The organism is Anabaena sp. UHCC 0204 (assembly GCF_009711975.1).
Taxonomy (GTDB): Bacteria; Cyanobacteriota; Cyanobacteriia; order Cyanobacteriales; family Nostocaceae; genus Dolichospermum.
The window spans coordinates 210,201-227,267 of sequence record NZ_VIKW01000004.1; the positions used below are offsets into that span (position 1 = coordinate 210,201).

The following is a 17,067-nucleotide window of genomic DNA, read 5'->3' on the forward strand; positions in this document are numbered from 1 at the left end:
CAACTGACAACTGACAACTGACTAATGACTAATGACTAATGACCAATGACTACTAAACCCCGTGACGTGCAAATATTGCCCATTGGTACAAATACCATCGTATTGCGATCGCGCAGTTGGGCAAGATTACGATTTGAAATTGAATATGCTTTAGCTAAGGGAACAACGGCTAATTCTTATCTCATCCAAGGCGATAAAAATGCCCTGCTTGACCCCCCTGGCGAAACTTTTACCGAAATTTACCTGGAAGCTTTACAACAGCGGTTTGATGTCAAAAGTCTTGATTATGTAATTTTGGGTCATGTTAACCCCAACCGCGCCGCAACATTAAAGGCTTTACTAGAAATTGCCCCTCAAATTACCTTTGTTTGTTCTAACCCAGGGGCGATAAATTTACGCGCTGCTTTGGAAAATCAAGATTTACCAGTTTTGATTATGCGGGGGGAAGAAACCCTCGATTTAGGAAAAGGACATCATTTACAATTTATTCCCACTCCTAACCCCCGTTACGCTGACGAACTTTGTACATGGGACCCACAAACAAAAATTTTGTTTTCTGACAAATTATTTGGGGCGCATATTTGCGGAGATCAGGTATTTGATGAAGGTTGGGAAGTATTTAATGAAGATAGACGTTATTATTTTGACTGTTTAATGGCCCCTCATGCCAAACAAATCGAAACGGCTTTGGATAAATTGGCAGATTTGCCGGTGCGAATGTACGCTACTGGTCATGGTCCTCTAGTCCGCTATGGTTTAATTGAAATTACCAAAGGCTATCGGGAATGGACAAAGCAGCAAACTGCCGCTGATATGACTGTGGCTTTAATTTATGCTTCTGCTTATGGCAATACGGCAACTTTAGCACAGGCGATCGCTCGCGGCATTACTAAAGCTGGTGTTAATGTCGAATCTATCAATTGCGAATTTACCGAACCCGAAGAAATCAAAGCCGCAGTCGAAAAATCCGCTGGTTTTGTAATTGGTTCTCCCACGTTAGGTGGACATGCACCCACACCTGTGCAAACAGCTTTAGGAATCGTCCTCTCTACTGCGACTAATAATAAATTAGCCGGTGTGTTTGGTTCTTTTGGTTGGAGTGGAGAAGCAGTTGATTTAATCGAAGGTAAACTCAAAGACGCAGGTTACAGATTTGGTTTTGACACTATTCGCGTGAAATTCAAACCCAATGAAGTCACTTTACAAACCTGCGAAGAAGCGGGAACTGACTTCGCCCAAGCCTTGAAACGAGCGGCAAAAAAATCAGTTGTCGCTAAACAACCTGCAAGTAACGTAGAACAAGCAGTGGGGCGCATTGTTGGTTCTTTATGTGTAGTTACAGCTAAACAAGGAGAAGTCAGTACAGGAATGTTAGCTTCTTGGGTGACACAAGCCAGTTTTAATCCTCCTGGTTTAACTATTGCGGTAGCTAAAGACCGGGCTATGGAAATTATGACTTATAAAAATAACAAATTTGTAGTCAATATTTTGGCGGAAGGGAAGGAAATTCGGAAGCAATTTATGAAGGTTTACGCCCCCGGACAAGATAGATTTGCTGGTTTGGAAACTCAAGAAGCCAATAATGGCGGGATTATTCTCAATGGTGCTTTGGCTTACCTGGAGTGTTCTGTCCAAAGTCGTATGGAAGCCGGTGATCATTGGTTGGTTTATGCCACTGTTGATGATGGTAAGGTCTTAAATCAAGATGCTGTCACGGCGGTACATTATCGCAAATCTGCGAGTTATTATTAACACCTTACGTCTTAGCCCCTCTAGGATTAGATAGAGGGGTAATTTTTTTACGCTATGATGTAAAACGTCTGCTAATATTTTTAATCACTTTAAATAATGCTTGATTTTCAACAATTAGAACCTCAAATACCAAATCATCAAACACAAAATATTGAAATTGAACATATTAACACCCAACTATACCAGCACTTTGCTGATAAATTCTGCATAGAAGATGTCCTCAACCGCAAGATTGTTAGTTTTCAGGCTAATAAACTTAAACCTATTTACCGATGGTACAAATATAAAGAAGCTTTTTCTGCTTCATTAGTAGAATATTTACTAGATAAATATATAATCGAATCTGGCAAAATATTAGACCCTTTTGCTGGTAGTGGAACAACTTTATTTGCAGCTAGTAATATAGGATTAAATGCTGATGGAATTGAATTACTCTCTATTGGAAAAGAAATTATAAATACTAGGCTCATCTTAGAACAAGAATTTACAGTGGATGATTTCACAAAAATTTTATATTGGTCTAAAAATTGTCCTTGGGAGAAATCAAAAACTCAACAAAATATTCAAGAAATAAAAATTACGACAGGTGCATATCCTCAAGAGACATTAAACGAAATTCAAAAATATATCAGTGCTTACCAAGAGGAAAATTGCAGAGTCAAGCAAGTATTACAATTTGCACTATTATGTGTTTTGGAAGCAATTAGTTACACTCGCAAAGACGGGCAATATTTACGTTGGGATTATCGTTCTAGCCGTCAACAAGGTAATATACCTTTTAACAAAGGAGAAATTCTCAGCTTTAAACAGGCAATTAGTATTAAAATTAGGGAAATTTTAGCAGATATTCAAACTGGTAGTCAACAAGGTGAACTTTTTCCCAGTAAAACTAAACAAGGTGGGATTCGTTTGTTTACAGGTTCTAGCTTAGATATAATGCCACAATTGCCAAATTCTTATTATGATGTAATTCTTACTTCTCCTCCTTATTGCAACCGTTATGATTACACTAGAACTTATGCTTTAGAACTCGCTTTGTTAGGAGTAGGACAAGAGGAAATAGTTAATCTTAGACAACAAATGTTAAGTTGTACAGTTGAGAATAGACCGAAAGATTTATTAGCAATTAATTCTCAATGGTCAAATGCTATTTTGGCTACAGATCAGCAAAAATTACTCCAAGCAATTTTGCAATATTTGGAAGAACAAAAATCAAAAAAACAATTAAATAATAATAATATTCCGAGAATGGTAAAAGGTTATTTTTATGAAATGGCTTGCATAATTTATGAATGTTATCGAGTCCTGAAACCACAAGGGCTGATGTTTATGATTAATGATAATGTGCGTTATGCTGGTGTGAGTATTTCAGTAGATATGATTTTATCGAATATAGCTGAGTATCTGGGATTTAAAGTAGAAAATATTTTAGTTTTACCTAATACTAAAGGTAATAGTAGCCAACAAATGGGAATACATGGACGTGATGCACTGAGAAAATGCGTTTATGTTTGGAGAAAAGTTTAATTTAATCAAATTAAGGTAACTAAAATTGGTATATAAAAATCATTTAAATACAGGTCTTGATTTAGTAACAGCTTATGAAAAAACTAGAGCTGGTTTTGTTGCTTTAGCTATTGAAAGAAACCGTCGGGCTACACCATTTATTGATCAAGCAAGAGTATTAAAAACTATTGCTTCTCAAGTTAATAGTCCTGCTGATTTAATTAATCTGGTAGAAATACAACCTGCTTTATTAGCTGCATCTGGAATTTCTGATAAAGCGGGAGGTTATTTACAACCACATGATAAAATACAAGCTATTCAAGGGTTAATTAAGGAGTTTTTAGAACCAGCAGGTTCAGATTTTGTAGAAGAATTAGTTTATAGATTTTTGCTAACAAGAGGAGATACGCTAGGTGGTTCAATGAGAAATGTAGGTGGAGTGTTAGCACAGCGTAAATTAACTCGCGCAATTTTGGCTAATCTTGCACTTGCTAGTATTCCTTATTATTGGTTACATTCTACAACTAAAACATGGATTCCGATGACAGAACAAGATGCAGGAATAGATTTATATGTGAAGGGTTTAAGTTGGTCTGTTGGCAATAAAAATAGAACAATAATTTATAATCTGACAGTTCCTTTAGTCAAAAGTAATATTGATGTTTGTCTTTTCAACTGTGGTTATCAAGAAATTTCTCCAACAACTTATAAAATTCCCAATCTTTATATTGCACTGGGGGAATTAAAAGGAGGAATTGATCCTGCTGGTGCTGATGAACATTGGAAAACAGCGAGAACTGCTTTATCTCGAATATGGAGGGCATTTTCTCAAGTTGAGTTGTCACCACATACATTTTTCATTGGTGCAGCTATTGAAAAACGTATGGCTGAGGAAATATGGAATGATTTAGAATCTGGTAAATTGAGCAATGCTGCTAATATGACAAATGATACTCAAGTTGACTCGATCTGTCACTGGTTAATCAGTTTATAGGATTTTCAAAAAACTTCTTCTACTCTCTATTAGCGATTGAAACCGTTTTCAGGGGTGATAATTACGCCATTAAAAGTAGTGTATTGCAATTTCTCTTACTCCCTATTAGGGATTGAAACAGTGCTGAATTTGAGATTGATCCTACATTAATGGATTGCAATTTCTCTACATCCTTAAATCCTGATTCAGACGACTTCTCTAACTAACAACTTACGTTAATAGGTGATAGGTCAGGACTTACGCAAAATATCTCTCAAGGTCTCTTTTCTCTATGAACTCTGCGCCTGGAGTGGTTAATTTTTCCGTAAAGTATGCGTAAATCCTCTCAATGATAAAATCTCAGTCTTAATCCTGTACATCCTTAAATCCTGTAAATCCTGATTCTGACAATTTACCTATTTTAAAGCTCGTTTATAAGAATTTATACAATTCCTACTAGAGAATAAACAAACAAATTATTGTAAACTAATAATAAGCAATATGAAGAATTATAAAGTTAATCATCAATGTCAAATATTACTGATACCAAAAATCAATCCCGGATAATCGTTATCGGTGCGGGTATAGGTGGACTCACAGCAGCAGCATTATTAGCCCACAGAGGTTATAATGTGCTTATTCTCGACCAAGCAATAGTTCCTGGAGGTTGTGCTTCCACCTTCAAACGTCAAGGATTTACCTTTGATGTTGGTGCAACGCAAGTTGCAGGTTTAGAACCAGGGGGAATTCATCACCGCATTTTCTCAGAATTAAATATAGAATTACCCGCAGCTACACCTTGTGACCCAGCTTGCGCGGTATATCTACCAGGAGAATCCACACCAATTAATGTCTGGCGTGATCCTCAAAAATGGCAACAAGAACGCCAAAAACAGTTTCCTGGTAGTGAACCATTTTGGCAATTATTAACAACCTTATTTAAAGCTAGTTGGGAATTTCAAGGACGAGATCCTGTTTTACCACCCCGGAATTTATGGGATTTAGGACAATTAATCAAAGCCGTGCGTCCAAATACATTGATTACCGCACCCTTCACCTTATTTACTGTCGGTGATGCTTTACGGTTGTGTGGTTTAGGAAATAACCAGCGACTGCGGACATTTTTAGATTTACAACTGAAATTATATTCTCAAGTTAGTGCCGAAGAAACAGCTTTACTTTATGCAGCCACAGCCTTGAGTGTATCCCAATTACCCCAAGGATTGTTTCATCTGCAAGGAAGTATGCAAGTTTTGAGCGATCGCTTGGTAGAATCCTTAGAAAGAGATGGTGGTAAATTATTAATGCGCCACACCGTCGAAAAAATCCAAGTTGAAAATAACCAAGCTAAAGCCGTAATTATTAAAAATCAGAAAACCGGGGAAACTTGGACAGAATCAGCAGATCATATCATTGCTAACGTCACCGTTCAGAACTTAGTTCAATTATTAGGAGAAAATGCGCCATCTGGATATAAACAAAGAGTAGAAAAACTCCCACCAGCTTCCGGTGCATTTGTGATTTATTTAGGTGTAGAAAAAAGTGCAATTCCTCCTAATTGTCCACCGCATTTACAATTTTTATATGATATTAATAAACCCATTGGTGAAAACAATTCCCTGTTTGTATCTGTGAGTCATGAAGGAGACGGCCGCGCACCATTAGGAAAAGCCACAATTATCGCTTCTTCCTTTGTTGATTTTACTCCCTGGTCGGAAACACAAGATTATGAAAGTTTAAAACAAAAATTCACTCAAGATGCTATTTCTAAACTTTCTGAATATTTCTATTTAAAACCTGAAACTATCATTTATGTAGAAGCAGCCACACCCCGCACCTTTGCTCATTATACAGGCAGAAAATCGGGTATTGTTGGCGGTATTGGTCAAAGAATTCCTACTTTTGGACCCTTTGGTTTTGCTAATAGAACACCTATTAATAATTTATGGTTAGTTGGTGATTCTACTCATCCTGGAGAAGGAACTGCGGGGGTGAGTTATTCAGCTTTGACAGTAGTTAGACAAATTCAAGATTTTGTCTCACGCAGAGGCGCAGAGAACGCGGAGAATTAGATGAGGATGTTGCTAAATTTAAGTATGAAATTGAAAAATCAAAGATTCCTCACTTTGCGCCTTTGCGTGAGACTAATTCATACTTAAAATTAGCAAAGTGATAAATTAATTAGGGCTGGCTGAAGGCTCAACTTCTTCCATGATTGGTGTTTGTTCAGGAATAGATTCCATAGACGGACTAGGTGGTGATTTAGGAGTCATAAATTGTCGCCAAGTTTTAATTTGTTCTTGAGCATCCGTATAAGCACCACTACCACGAGGAATTAACTTGGCTGTATCAATGGCTCTGGCAACATCCACTTCACTTTGAGAACGTGCCATTTGTAACAATTGTTGACTCCATTGGTCAATAGCAATATTCACATCTAAACGTAAAACATTACGACTAGATACCCGATTTGCCAACTGGATAGCTTGAACTAAAGCGTCCGGTGTACCAGCAACAGCGACTTGCCTGGCTTTCTGCCAACTATCTTTGGCACGGATTTGCTCTTGCCAACTATCTATAGCTGTTTGGGCTTCACCAGATAAAGCGCGTCCTGATGAGGCAATTTTTTGGGCTTCACTAATAGCAGTTGTTAAACTACCGCTGTCTGCTAAGGCTTTAGCTTGATCTAAATATGGTTGATCTTGAATACGTTCAATTGTTGCTGTCCATTGTCTAATCTTTTTTCTAGCTTCTGGATATAATGCTCGACCAGAACGAATCTGACTAGCTTCAGCGATCGCTGTTTGTAATGAGCTAACATCTTCATTAATAGCTATTTGTTCAGCCCGATCTAAATATGGTCTATCTTCAATAGATTCCACTTGACCCCGCCAGCGCCCCATTTCTTGACGTGCTTCTGTAGCGCGAGGATTACTCCCAGGAATTAGCTGTACTTCGGAAATAGCTGCTGTTAAATCATTAACTGTGCCTTGACTGGCTAAATTCCGGGCTTTTTCTAACCGAGAAACATCTTCAATTTCCAATTGCCAACGAGCAATTAATTGTTGTGCTTCATTATAAACATCCCTAGAAGCATCTATTTGTTGCGCTTGAGAAATTGCTGTTTCTAACCCAGCCACAGTTCCAATATAGGCGCTTCTTTTGGCCTCACCTAAAATAATAAAATCATCAACTTCAGCTTGTAGTTCAGGAATAGGGGGGATTTGGCGGGCAATTTCCAAGGCTGTATCGGCATCTCGCTCTCTCATTTTAGCTTGTGCCAGTGTGAGCATTTTTTGAGCAAATCCAGATATTAACTCTTGTGCTTTTTGATATAGATAACTTTCTGGTTTAATTGACTCAGCTAGTTTAATAGCATTGAGTAAATTATCCACACTTCGACTTCTGGCTAAATTTTCGGCTTTGTAAAGTTTATCCCCGTCTTCCCTGGCCGTGACAATAATGTTATTTAATTGGTCATATTTAGTAGTTGACCAGTATTTGTTATTTACCCGCAATAATTTAGCGGTGAGCATAAAAGCCGATTGCCAATTTCTTTGACGCAGTTCTTTTTCGGCATCTTGGTAGATTTCTTCAGCCTGTGACCAAATCAACTGCCATTTTTCAATTTGTGCTTCTACTAGTTGACCAACTGTGACATCAGCAGGAATTTGACGGGCTGTCTTGATTGCTTCCTCCAAATTCCCCGTCTGAAAACTCTCATCAGCCAGCTTGAGAATATCCCGTGACCACTCCTCCAACAAACGATTAATTTCGCTCCGGAGAGGATGATTATCTGGTAATTGTTTAACTAGAGCGATCGCTTGCAACAAATCATTAATTGTTTGTTTAGAAGCCGCCAACTGAGCGCAGTGCATCCTCACTGACGCACTGGCCAAAGGCCAAAAAATCTGTGGACAATTAGGAGCAGAGGGCAGTTTAAACAGCATAGATATTGCCATAAAACCCATACTCCCAGGCACTAAAGTTAGTATTACCGCCCACAGTACCCAGTTTTTCATCCAGTGTGGCAGTTTCTCAGTTATTAGTCCGAGATTAAAAGCAGCTTCCGAATCATTATTTATAGACAAATCCGCCCCATCTTGTTTTTTTCTTTTCTTCACTGACTTAACATTAGAACCAATAGCAGCGGTATCCGTATTTTGATGATTTTCTATGTAGTTGTGCTTCCGCCCAATTGGTTCTCCTACTTGATCCGCAGACCAATTATCTGGAATATCCCGCTCTGTCATTGCTCACACCACACTAAATGAATAGCGATCTTTTACAGGTAGATCGATCTAGATAATTTTATGTTGGCTATCCTAACTTTCCCATCAATAAAAAGCTATCCTTGGCATTTACCACTCCCATCAATAACATTACTGTTTTTTGGTTTGAGTATGACTAGTTACATTAACCAGAAATTGCAGATTCTTTTTGCAAATCAACAATTAACTGAGTTAAATGATCACTACTGGCCTGATAAACATTACCGCAAAAGTCACAAATTGCTTCTGCACCATCATCTTTAACAATCATGTCTTGCAGTTCCGCTTCGCCTAATATTTTCAGCGCCCCTAGTACCCGATCAAAAGAGCAGCCACAATGAAAGCGTAACATCTGAGTTTCGGGAAATATGTTCAATCCCATATCTCCTAACAAATCATTAAAGATTTCTGTCAGTGTTTTACCAGCTTGGAGTAATGGTGTAAACCCTGATAAAGCCGAAACCCGTGATTCTAATATGGCTACTAGCTCTTCATCTCTAGCAGCTTTGGGTAACACTTGTATCAATATTCCTCCAGATGCTGTTACTCCCTCTTGTCCCACAAATACACCTAAAACTAAAGCTGAAGGAGTCTGTTCGGAACTAACCAAGTAGTGAGCAACATCGTCACCTATTTCCCCAGAAACCAGTTCTACCGTACTAGAGTAAGGGTAGCCATAGCCAATATCGCGGACTACATAAAGATAGCCTTTACCGACTGCACCCCCAACATCTAATTTACCCAGATCATTGGGTGGCAATTCTACCGATGGATTACCCACATAGCCCCTAACTGTGCCATCTAAGCCCGCATCTACCAGTATACCACCTAAAAGGCCATCCCCCTTAACTCGAACATTAACCCTAGAACCTACCCGTTTCATACTTGAAGCCATTAACAAACCCGCAGTCATAGTTCTTCCTAGTGCTGCTGTAGCCACATAAGAAAGTTTATGGCGTTGTCTAGCTTCTTCTGTTAACCGGGTGGTAATCACACCTACTGCTTTAATACCACCATCAGCCGCAGTGGCACGAATTAATTGATCTGCCATGAAAAACCTTACAATTCTTTACAAGGTGACTTTTATATTTTAGGTTGTTTCGTGACTAGGGGAAAAGGGGGCAGTTTAATAATTGACAATTGACAATTGACAATTGACAACGGACAACTAACAACAGCCCTTCTAAAGCAGAGATTAATACATCTCTTAAATTGACAATTGACAACTGACAACTGACAACTAACAACTGACAATTGACAACTGACAACTAACAACTGACAATTATCATGCTAGGTAAATTTCAGAAAAGCCAAATCCGCATCGAAATTGAAGCATCAGCCGATGCTATTCATGACAGTATTCTTCATCCGGAGCAACTGAAAAAATGGCTGTTGGGACAACGTTTCCCCTCAGAAATGCCCACAGAACTGCCACCAGGATTCGAGTTCACCACCTGGACAGGACCTGTATCCATTCATCATCGAGTAGAAATAGTCAAACCCAACTGTTTACGCTTACTACTTAGTGGAGGTATAGATGGCTTTCACGAATGGTATTGGGGAGAAGGTTGGGTACAATCCCGTTTAGAAGGCATATCCATCTTACCCTTAAATTTAGGACAAACCCTGAGTTTAGTCAGCTTACGTCAGTTCTTAGCCGCAAGCAAAGGGTAATTCATGAATTACCCCTACCAATTCCTCCTCTCCGTGCCTCTGCGACGGCAGTCACTCATGGGGGAAACCCCCAAGACCGCGCTGCCTCGCCTCTGCGTGAGAAAAAAATTACATAAAAACTAAAACATCCATAAAAGCACTCCCCCCGTCGCTAAAACGCAGACAATACCTGTTAACCCCGCAAGGGGTTTTTTATTTATCCCTGTCACCCATTCAGAAACTTTATCTGTGTAGGTAATTAATCCTGCTGTATCTATTGTCGCGATCGCCCATACCCAACCCGCATGAAGTCCCCAAGCTATCCCTAAGTTATTCCCATCAGCTAATCTGGCTAATACTAATACCATCCCCATCAACCATAGTCCAGGCAGTTGAGGAATAGTTTCTTTTTGTTCCCATACTAAATGTAAGACAGCAAAAATCAAGCTAGAAGTAATTGCCGCTAACCAAATTGAGTAATTCTGTTCTAACTGAGTTAATAAAAAGCCCCGAAATACAAGTTCTTCTATTCCCCCCACAAACAAAGCCACCAAGGAAATAGTTAATAAACTAGATGGTATTAACTGGAGATGGGATTTTTCTAAATAGCACCAACCAGCAGCAATTTGACCACAGAATACTATAGCTAGACTCAAGACTCCCAAGCTAAAACCCAGGAATAAAGAACCCAAAATACTAACTTTCCCTACTAATCCATAATCAGGGAAAGAACCCAATTTCAACCATTGAAATCCCCACAGAATTAGGGGAACTAATAAATAAAGAGATAGCAATAAAGGAATTTTTTGCTCTGTTTGTAAAGATTTGTTAATTTGCCATTTAAAGACAAGAGCTAAAATTGCTACTAATGGCAACCAACAACCTACCCAGACAATAAAAAAAGCCACGACTAAAAATACTGGTGTATTTTTAAGATACTCCAGCAAAGTATTGGCCGATGGCTCTAAAAATGAGAGTGAAATAGACATAAGAAACATGACTAACTTCCCACAAAAATAGATTGCTTGATTAATAATCAAGACTCTACTAGAATTTGTGACTTATGGAAGCAGCCAAATCGTTTTTTATGTCTTTATTTCACCTTAATTCTTTAACTACTGCTATTAGTTAGCCGTAGCTTTAGGGATAAATTACTCAGATCAGTGAAAAATTTATTCTTCTGCGTCTGATTCATCAGCTTCATTATCTGACGGAGTTAATTGTTTGTCACTTTCACCAAGCTGAATCAAGTGAATATGTTTGTAACCTAGTCTAATTTCAAATTCATCACCAGGCTTTAAGCCCATAGCTTTAGTGTAAGTTGCACCAATCACGATTTGACCGTTCTGATGTACACTTACCCGATATGTCGGTTCGCGTCCACGTCCATCTTTGGGTGCTTCTGGGCTGAGAGGAATGCCTCTTGCTGACAATAAAGCATCATAAAAATCTGTGAGATTAACCCGAACCTGGCTATTTTTAGTAACGGTGTAATAACCACATTGCTTTGCTCTTTCCCGACGTGGTAAAGTCGAAAGTTCTTTAACTTTCGCCAGCAGTGCTTTTCCTGTTAATGGGGCAGTTGCAGTTTCAGTCATTATGCTCTAATTTTCCTTAATCTCTTCAAACTGATCAATAATGTCGTTGTCCTCTGATTCCAGCATGGAGCAATAAGCGCCACTAGACCTCAGACACTGACAGACGTAAGGGTGTTGGGTGAATTCCTGCTGAAATGAAAGCAACAAGGGACTCTATCATAGTTGTCTATAATAGGGTTTTAAGTCATAGTTGCCACAAACATTAATTTCAGTGATTTTACTGCGTTTTTAACCATCATTGGCCATCAGAAATTAAATTATTTTCTCTTTGGTCTACTGAGTGCGGTGTAACTTCAAGCCACCGTTACAAATCAGGTTAGTTCTACTCCAAAAAAGTTAAGACAGCCCGGTATTGGGGTTTCTCCAAATAGAGGAACTGCCGCGTAGAGTCAATAAAATACAGGTTTTTCACATTCAATGCTAATCTTTCTTGCCGTTGATTTTTAGACTAATGCCTAATCCTCATCTTTAGCTAAAGATAGCATAGTATTTGTATGTGGTCTAACGGACATACACCCTTTTATTCTGCCAGTAGAGACATGAATTTTCTAGTCTCTACATTACGAAAAAACCGAGAAGTATTAGCCGTGCTTATGCGGTTATTGTTCCTGATTTTGTTACTTCGTAATTTTCTATTAAATACTAGCATGAAATAATAATAGCAAAATATTTTTTGAATTTAAAATTCAAATTCCCAATAAATTTTGATCTAAATCCCTGGAGTTGAGGATGTAAAAAGCAGTGGAGATTTTCCTGGGGCTAGATGCTGTGATAAGGATGATGTCAAGACTTTTATAAAAGTTAATCTAATTCGGGCTAGTTTTCTGGGAATGAGTGGGTTAAATTCTAGAATTTTTATGGCTTCACCACCTAAGCTATCAATGACTAGAGACAAAAAGCGGGGTAGAAAATCTCTATTGTTTATCACCATCAAATCCAAAGCGGCCATTAGATTATGCACGTCTGTCTAGGGGAAGAATAAATTTACCACATCTATCATCTGTTTGATAGCTACTAGCAGAGATGTTCACTAGCTTTAACACTTCTACATATTTGAAGATGTAGAATTTTTCTATCTAGGGCTTGACGAAAGAAGTCTTAAGTGTCAAGGATGAAGGGTAAAGGCTGAAGGATGCTGGAGACTCAAGGATAAAAGAAAACTTATTTTTATACCTTACGCTTCCAACTTCATCTTTCCCTATCCTCATAATTTTTGAGGAAGGTGAGTCAATTTCAAGACTGGGATTGGTAATAATGGAAGTTATTTTTAAGATTACTCGACAACAACAAAATTCTTACCCTGTTTTAAAATCCTACCTTTTGCAGGTAGAACCAGGTAATACTATCTTGGATTGTCTTAATCAGATTAAGTGGGAGCAAGATGGAACTTTAGCATTTCGCAAAAATTGCCGCAATACAATTTGTGGTAGCTGTGCGATGAGGATTAATGGCCGTTCTGCTTTGGCTTGTAAGGAAAATGTGGGTAGTGAACTGGCCAGACTAGAAAAAATCTCATCATCTCTAAATCAGTCTCAGACTATTCCAGAAATCACAGTCGCACCTTTAGGGAACATGACTGTAATTAAAGATTTGGTTGTAGATATGAGTAGTTTTTGGAATAATTTGGAGACAGTTGCCCCTTATGTGAGTACAGCAGGTAGACAAGTTCCCGAAAGAGAGTTTTTACAAACGCCACAAGAGCGATCGCTCCTTGATCAAACTGGCAATTGTATTATGTGTGGGGCTTGTTATTCTGAATGTAATGCTCTGGAAGTTAATCCTGAGTTTGTGGGTCCCCATGCTCTGGCTAAAGCATATCGCATGGTAACAGATTCTCGTGATAATAACACAGAAGAACGATTAGAAAACTATAGTCAAGGAACTCAAGGCGTTTGGGGTTGTACTCGTTGTCTTTACTGTGATTCGGTTTGTCCCATGGAAGTTGCCCCATTAGAGCAAATTACCAAAATTAAACAGGAAATTCTCGAACGTAAAGAGAAGAGTGACAGTCGGGCAATTCGCCACCGCAAAGTTTTAGTAGACTTAGTAAAACAAGGTGGTTGGATTGATGAACGCCAATTTGGTATTCAGGTAGTTGGTAATTACTTCCGCGATCTTCAAGGATTACTTAGTCTTGCACCTTTGGGTTTAAGAATGCTGGCGCGAGGTAAATTTCCCCTTTCCTTTGAACCCTCTCAAGGAACTCAACAAGTGCGATCGCTCATCGAATCTGTACAAAAGAGTGATTAGTCAGTTGTCAGTTGTCAGTGGTCAGTGGTCAGTGGTCAGTGGTCAGTTGTAAAAGAATATTTCTTTTCTCTGCACCCCTGCACCCCTGACTAACTGGGATCTTGAGGAATATTCAATTTTTGCCCAAACCGATCATAAACCAAAACATCCCATTGTCCATTATTACTATACTCAAAGGCAATTCTACTACCATCAGCACTAATTGTCGGATTGCGAACTTCTCCTTGCAGATTACCAGTTAAATTCCGTGATTGGCGCACATCTCTATCATAAAAAATAATATTGGCTCGACCTTCACGACTAGCTGTAAAGACAATAAATTTACCATTTTCAGAAGCCGCAGGATGAGAAGCAATCATATCGAAGGAATTTAAACCAGGTAAATCTACCAAATTCCGAGTTACCGTATCAAACATATATACATCTTGACTACCCCTCCGATCAGTAGTAAACACAAGATATCTCCCAGAAATTTGGGGGTTTAATTCCGACGCAAAACTGTTGAGACTCCTTCCACCTGGATCAAAAGGGTAACTTAGTAAACGCGGATAACCAAAACACCCAGTTAAGAGAATTGAGCATAGAAATAAAATAATTGAGAATTTATAATTCATTTAGAAAAGAGGCAACAGGCAAAAATAGAAGTTTTTTTAATTGTCAATTGTCAATTGTCAATTGTCAATTTTTACCGTTACACCATTAGGAATATCTAACTCAATAGTTGGTCCGCGATCTAAAACTTCAATATCCCATTGTCCGCGACTAGAGGATTCAAAGACAACATAACGCCCGTCAGGACTGATACTAGGATTTCTCACCCAAGCACGATAGCTAGGAGTAAGGATTTGTGATCTTTGCGAAGCGCGATCGTATAGTGCAACCACAGGTCTACCTTGATCACTGGTAATATAACAAATATAGCGACCTGTATAACTGAGACTAGGACTTTCCGCGATCGCTGATTGTCGGTTTAAACCTGGTGTAGAAATAAAACTTTGACTTTCTAAATCGTATACCAACAACTGCTGATGACGAGAACGATTAGATATAAACGCCAAAAAACGTCCATTTCCACTTAATGCAGGTTGTTCTTCAGCATATCGGCTGTTCAGAGAAGTTACTCCCGTCGGGATATTATCAGCCGCACAAGATATCAGCAAACTTGTCAAACCAAAAATTAGGCTCCAATAAATTGATTTTTGGAGCCAAAAACTAGGTGTAAATGTTTTCACATCACTCTTTTCCGTCGCCCACCCCAAAAAGTTCTAAATGTCGTCATCAAAATCGGTATTATCTGGCTCGTTATTTGACTTATTAATGGGATTATAAGGTACATAGTCAGTTGGTATCGCCTCATCATCATCCTGTCTTCTAGGAGGCGCTGAATCTCTAGGTGGACGACGCTTTCGCGGTCTAGGAGTAGGAGCAACATCATCCTCACGGCTGACATCACGGTTTCCCGTTGACTGAGGTCTACTATTACCGCTATTACTACGACGTGATGGTTTTCTTACTTGTTCTTGAGAACTTTCCCAATCATCAACTTCTCTGGACGCAGAACCCCAATTTTCATCATCTACATCACTCCCATTTGGGCGACCGACTGAACGCCCAGAATTAGGACGACGCTTTCTTTCTGATGTATCTGGTTTTTCCCTAGTCCGTGCGTTTGGTGAACTGCGTGGTGGTTGGGCTTCATAATAATCATCACGGGGAGAACGTTCATCTCGACTACCGCGAATTCTTGGACGTGGAGGGGCTTCCTCTTCTTCATAAGGTAGCGGTTCTAAATCTGCATCCATCTCCGCTTGATAATTGCGTCGATCAGAATAAGAGTATTTTCTACTTACCTCTCGCTCATCATCCACAATAGGAGTATTCCGTTTCGCTTGTTGAGTCGCAATACTCCGTAGACGAATACTTTCAACAGCAAAAAATACTGTAGAACCTACCAATAATAACTGACCAAATTGCAAAATGGGGTCAAGCCGCCATCCTTGGAAAACAAGAATAAAGCCGCACAATAACCCAACCGCTGCAAAAAATATGTCTTGATCTCTTGAAAGTTCTGGACGGACAGAACGCAGAAAATACAATGCTGCTCCAGCTACAGCCAGGAAAATTCCGAGAATACTGGCTGAGTTCGCTCCAAAATTTACCTGAGCTAAAACACTGGCTGAATTCAGCCCAAAATTAATCATGAGTGTTTTCCTAATATCAAATCTATGTTAGCGAGTTACATTTACTATCACTACTTTAACTAGTCACAATATTATTGAAGAAGAATCAGGGAGTTCAGAACTATAGCTTACACTATGGTGCATTGTCAGAAGAAAGCTCAGAACTCCTCCCCAATCCCCAGTCCCTAGTCCCCAATCCCCAATCCCTAAAAATTAAAAACGCTGGATTTTATCTTTTTGGCTAATGAAAATTAGACCAATAGTAGCTGGGATTACCACAATCGCAGTACCCCAAACCAGACTCCAAAGAAAATTTGCTAAAGAGGGTGTCATAGTTCTCAACCTTTTTTTACACAGTTCATTCTTATTTTAATCTTGTATCACTTTCTTGGAAAGTAGACCAGGATTATATATCTAACTTGGTATCTACTTGATTTTTGCTCTCAAGTCAATAACTTTGTTTTTCTATTCTCACAACAAAATGACACCATTTGGTTAAAATTGAAGAAAGAATACGTTACAAAGCTTAAAGTTTTTCAACTTGCGCTCAAGTTTTGGATTTTCTCACAGATAGTAGCTAAACAAAATGACTGGTGTTAACTTGACGACTTGGATTCTTGGCCCCGTGTTGGGGGTGATGACGTTTTTGTTTATTTTCCGCATTATTTTGACCTGGTATCCCCAAATCAATCTCAATCGTCTGCCTTTTAATCTCATCGCTTGGCCGACTGAACCCTTTTTAATCCCGTCACGGAAGTTAATACAGCCTATTGGCGGTGTAGATATTACTCCCATTTTATGGGTAGGTATTTTCAGCTTCATTCGGGAAATTTTACTAGGCCAGCAAGGATTACTGACCATGTTATACAGGCAATAGGGAGCAG

16 protein-coding genes are annotated in these 17,067 nt (G+C 38.9%); 7 read left to right on the top strand and 9 right to left on the bottom strand.

The genetic code is table 11. The features are described from left to right. The first annotated feature begins 45 nt into the window (after window positions 1-45). The 4 genes from FJR04_RS05205 (at window position 46) to crtD (ending at window position 6,303) form a co-directional block, all read left to right on the top strand. Complete coding sequence (locus tag FJR04_RS05205) at window positions 46-1,752, top strand: diflavin flavoprotein (protein WP_168492411.1); 1,707 nt, start codon at window positions 46-48, stop codon at window positions 1,750-1,752. A 96-nt stretch (window positions 1,753-1,848) separates the two neighbouring features. Next, window positions 1,849-3,279: a DNA methyltransferase gene (locus FJR04_RS05210; protein WP_168492413.1), complete on the top strand. Its 1,431-nt coding sequence runs from the start codon at window positions 1,849-1,851 to the stop codon at window positions 3,277-3,279. A 25-nt stretch (window positions 3,280-3,304) separates the two neighbouring features. Further along, entirely contained in the window at window positions 3,305-4,252 is a 948-nt protein-coding gene (locus tag FJR04_RS05215; protein WP_168492415.1) for an AvaI/BsoBI family type II restriction endonuclease, read from the top strand. 506 nt (window positions 4,253-4,758) lie between these two features. Beyond that, the gene (gene crtD / locus FJR04_RS05220; RefSeq protein ID WP_168492417.1) at window positions 4,759-6,303 is read left to right on the top strand and encodes a C-3',4' desaturase CrtD; all 1,545 of its coding nucleotides are present in this window, start codon (window positions 4,759-4,761) and stop codon (window positions 6,301-6,303) included. A gap of 105 nt (window positions 6,304-6,408) precedes the next feature. Here crtD and FJR04_RS05225 read toward each other — a convergent pair whose 3' ends face one another. Further along, window positions 6,409-8,484, bottom strand: coding sequence for a chromosome segregation ATPase (locus FJR04_RS05225; RefSeq protein ID WP_168492419.1), 2,076 nt, complete (start codon window positions 8,482-8,484; stop codon window positions 6,409-6,411). A 163-nt stretch (window positions 8,485-8,647) separates the two neighbouring features. After that, window positions 8,648-9,553, bottom strand: coding sequence for an Hsp33 family molecular chaperone HslO (gene hslO, locus FJR04_RS05230; protein WP_168492421.1), 906 nt, complete (start codon window positions 9,551-9,553; stop codon window positions 8,648-8,650). 236 nt (window positions 9,554-9,789) lie between these two features. Between hslO and FJR04_RS05235 the strand changes: the two genes are divergently transcribed. Continuing rightward, a complete protein-coding gene (locus tag FJR04_RS05235; protein ID WP_168492423.1) occupies window positions 9,790-10,176 on the top strand; it encodes a hypothetical protein in 387 nt (128 codons plus the stop codon). Between the two features lie 119 nt (window positions 10,177-10,295). Here FJR04_RS05235 and FJR04_RS05240 read toward each other — a convergent pair whose 3' ends face one another. The 3 genes from FJR04_RS05240 to FJR04_RS05250 form a co-directional block, all read right to left on the bottom strand. After that, window positions 10,296-11,153, bottom strand: coding sequence for a CPBP family intramembrane glutamic endopeptidase (locus tag FJR04_RS05240; RefSeq protein WP_174763502.1), 858 nt, complete (start codon window positions 11,151-11,153; stop codon window positions 10,296-10,298). A 174-nt stretch (window positions 11,154-11,327) separates the two neighbouring features. Further along, complete coding sequence (locus FJR04_RS05245) at window positions 11,328-11,753, bottom strand: AbrB family transcriptional regulator (RefSeq protein ID WP_168492425.1); 426 nt, start codon at window positions 11,751-11,753, stop codon at window positions 11,328-11,330. Between the two features lie 709 nt (window positions 11,754-12,462). Then, window positions 12,463-12,702 carry a hypothetical protein gene (locus tag FJR04_RS05250; RefSeq protein ID WP_168492426.1) on the bottom strand — a complete coding sequence of 80 codons (240 nt, stop codon included), beginning with the start codon at window positions 12,700-12,702 and terminating at the stop codon, window positions 12,463-12,465. A gap of 305 nt (window positions 12,703-13,007) precedes the next feature. Between FJR04_RS05250 and FJR04_RS05255 the strand changes: the two genes are divergently transcribed. After that, window positions 13,008-14,003 carry a succinate dehydrogenase/fumarate reductase iron-sulfur subunit gene (locus FJR04_RS05255; protein WP_168492428.1) on the top strand — a complete coding sequence of 332 codons (996 nt, stop codon included), beginning with the start codon at window positions 13,008-13,010 and terminating at the stop codon, window positions 14,001-14,003. 89 nt (window positions 14,004-14,092) lie between these two features. Here FJR04_RS05255 and FJR04_RS05260 read toward each other — a convergent pair whose 3' ends face one another. The 4 genes from FJR04_RS05260 to psbX all read right to left on the bottom strand — a co-directional run bounded on the left by FJR04_RS05260 (window position 14,093) and on the right by psbX (window position 16,516). Beyond that, window positions 14,093-14,617, bottom strand: a complete 525-nt coding sequence (locus FJR04_RS05260; protein ID WP_168492430.1) for a PD40 domain-containing protein — start codon at window positions 14,615-14,617, stop codon at window positions 14,093-14,095. Window positions 14,618-14,674: 57 nt separating this feature from the next. Further along, window positions 14,675-15,235 carry a PD40 domain-containing protein gene (locus tag FJR04_RS05265; RefSeq protein ID WP_168492432.1) on the bottom strand — a complete coding sequence of 187 codons (561 nt, stop codon included), beginning with the start codon at window positions 15,233-15,235 and terminating at the stop codon, window positions 14,675-14,677. Window positions 15,236-15,268: 33 nt separating this feature from the next. Further along, window positions 15,269-16,204 carry a Ycf66 family protein gene (locus FJR04_RS05270; RefSeq protein ID WP_168492434.1) on the bottom strand — a complete coding sequence of 312 codons (936 nt, stop codon included), beginning with the start codon at window positions 16,202-16,204 and terminating at the stop codon, window positions 15,269-15,271. Window positions 16,205-16,396: 192 nt separating this feature from the next. Next, on the bottom strand, window positions 16,397-16,516 hold the full coding sequence (gene psbX / locus FJR04_RS05275) for a photosystem II reaction center X protein (protein WP_096669626.1): 120 nt from the start codon (window positions 16,514-16,516) through the stop codon (window positions 16,397-16,399). A gap of 253 nt (window positions 16,517-16,769) precedes the next feature. Between psbX and FJR04_RS05280 the strand changes: the two genes are divergently transcribed. Further along, window positions 16,770-17,060 carry a YggT family protein gene (locus FJR04_RS05280; RefSeq protein WP_168492435.1) on the top strand — a complete coding sequence of 97 codons (291 nt, stop codon included), beginning with the start codon at window positions 16,770-16,772 and terminating at the stop codon, window positions 17,058-17,060. Window positions 17,061-17,067: the final 7 nt, after the last annotated feature.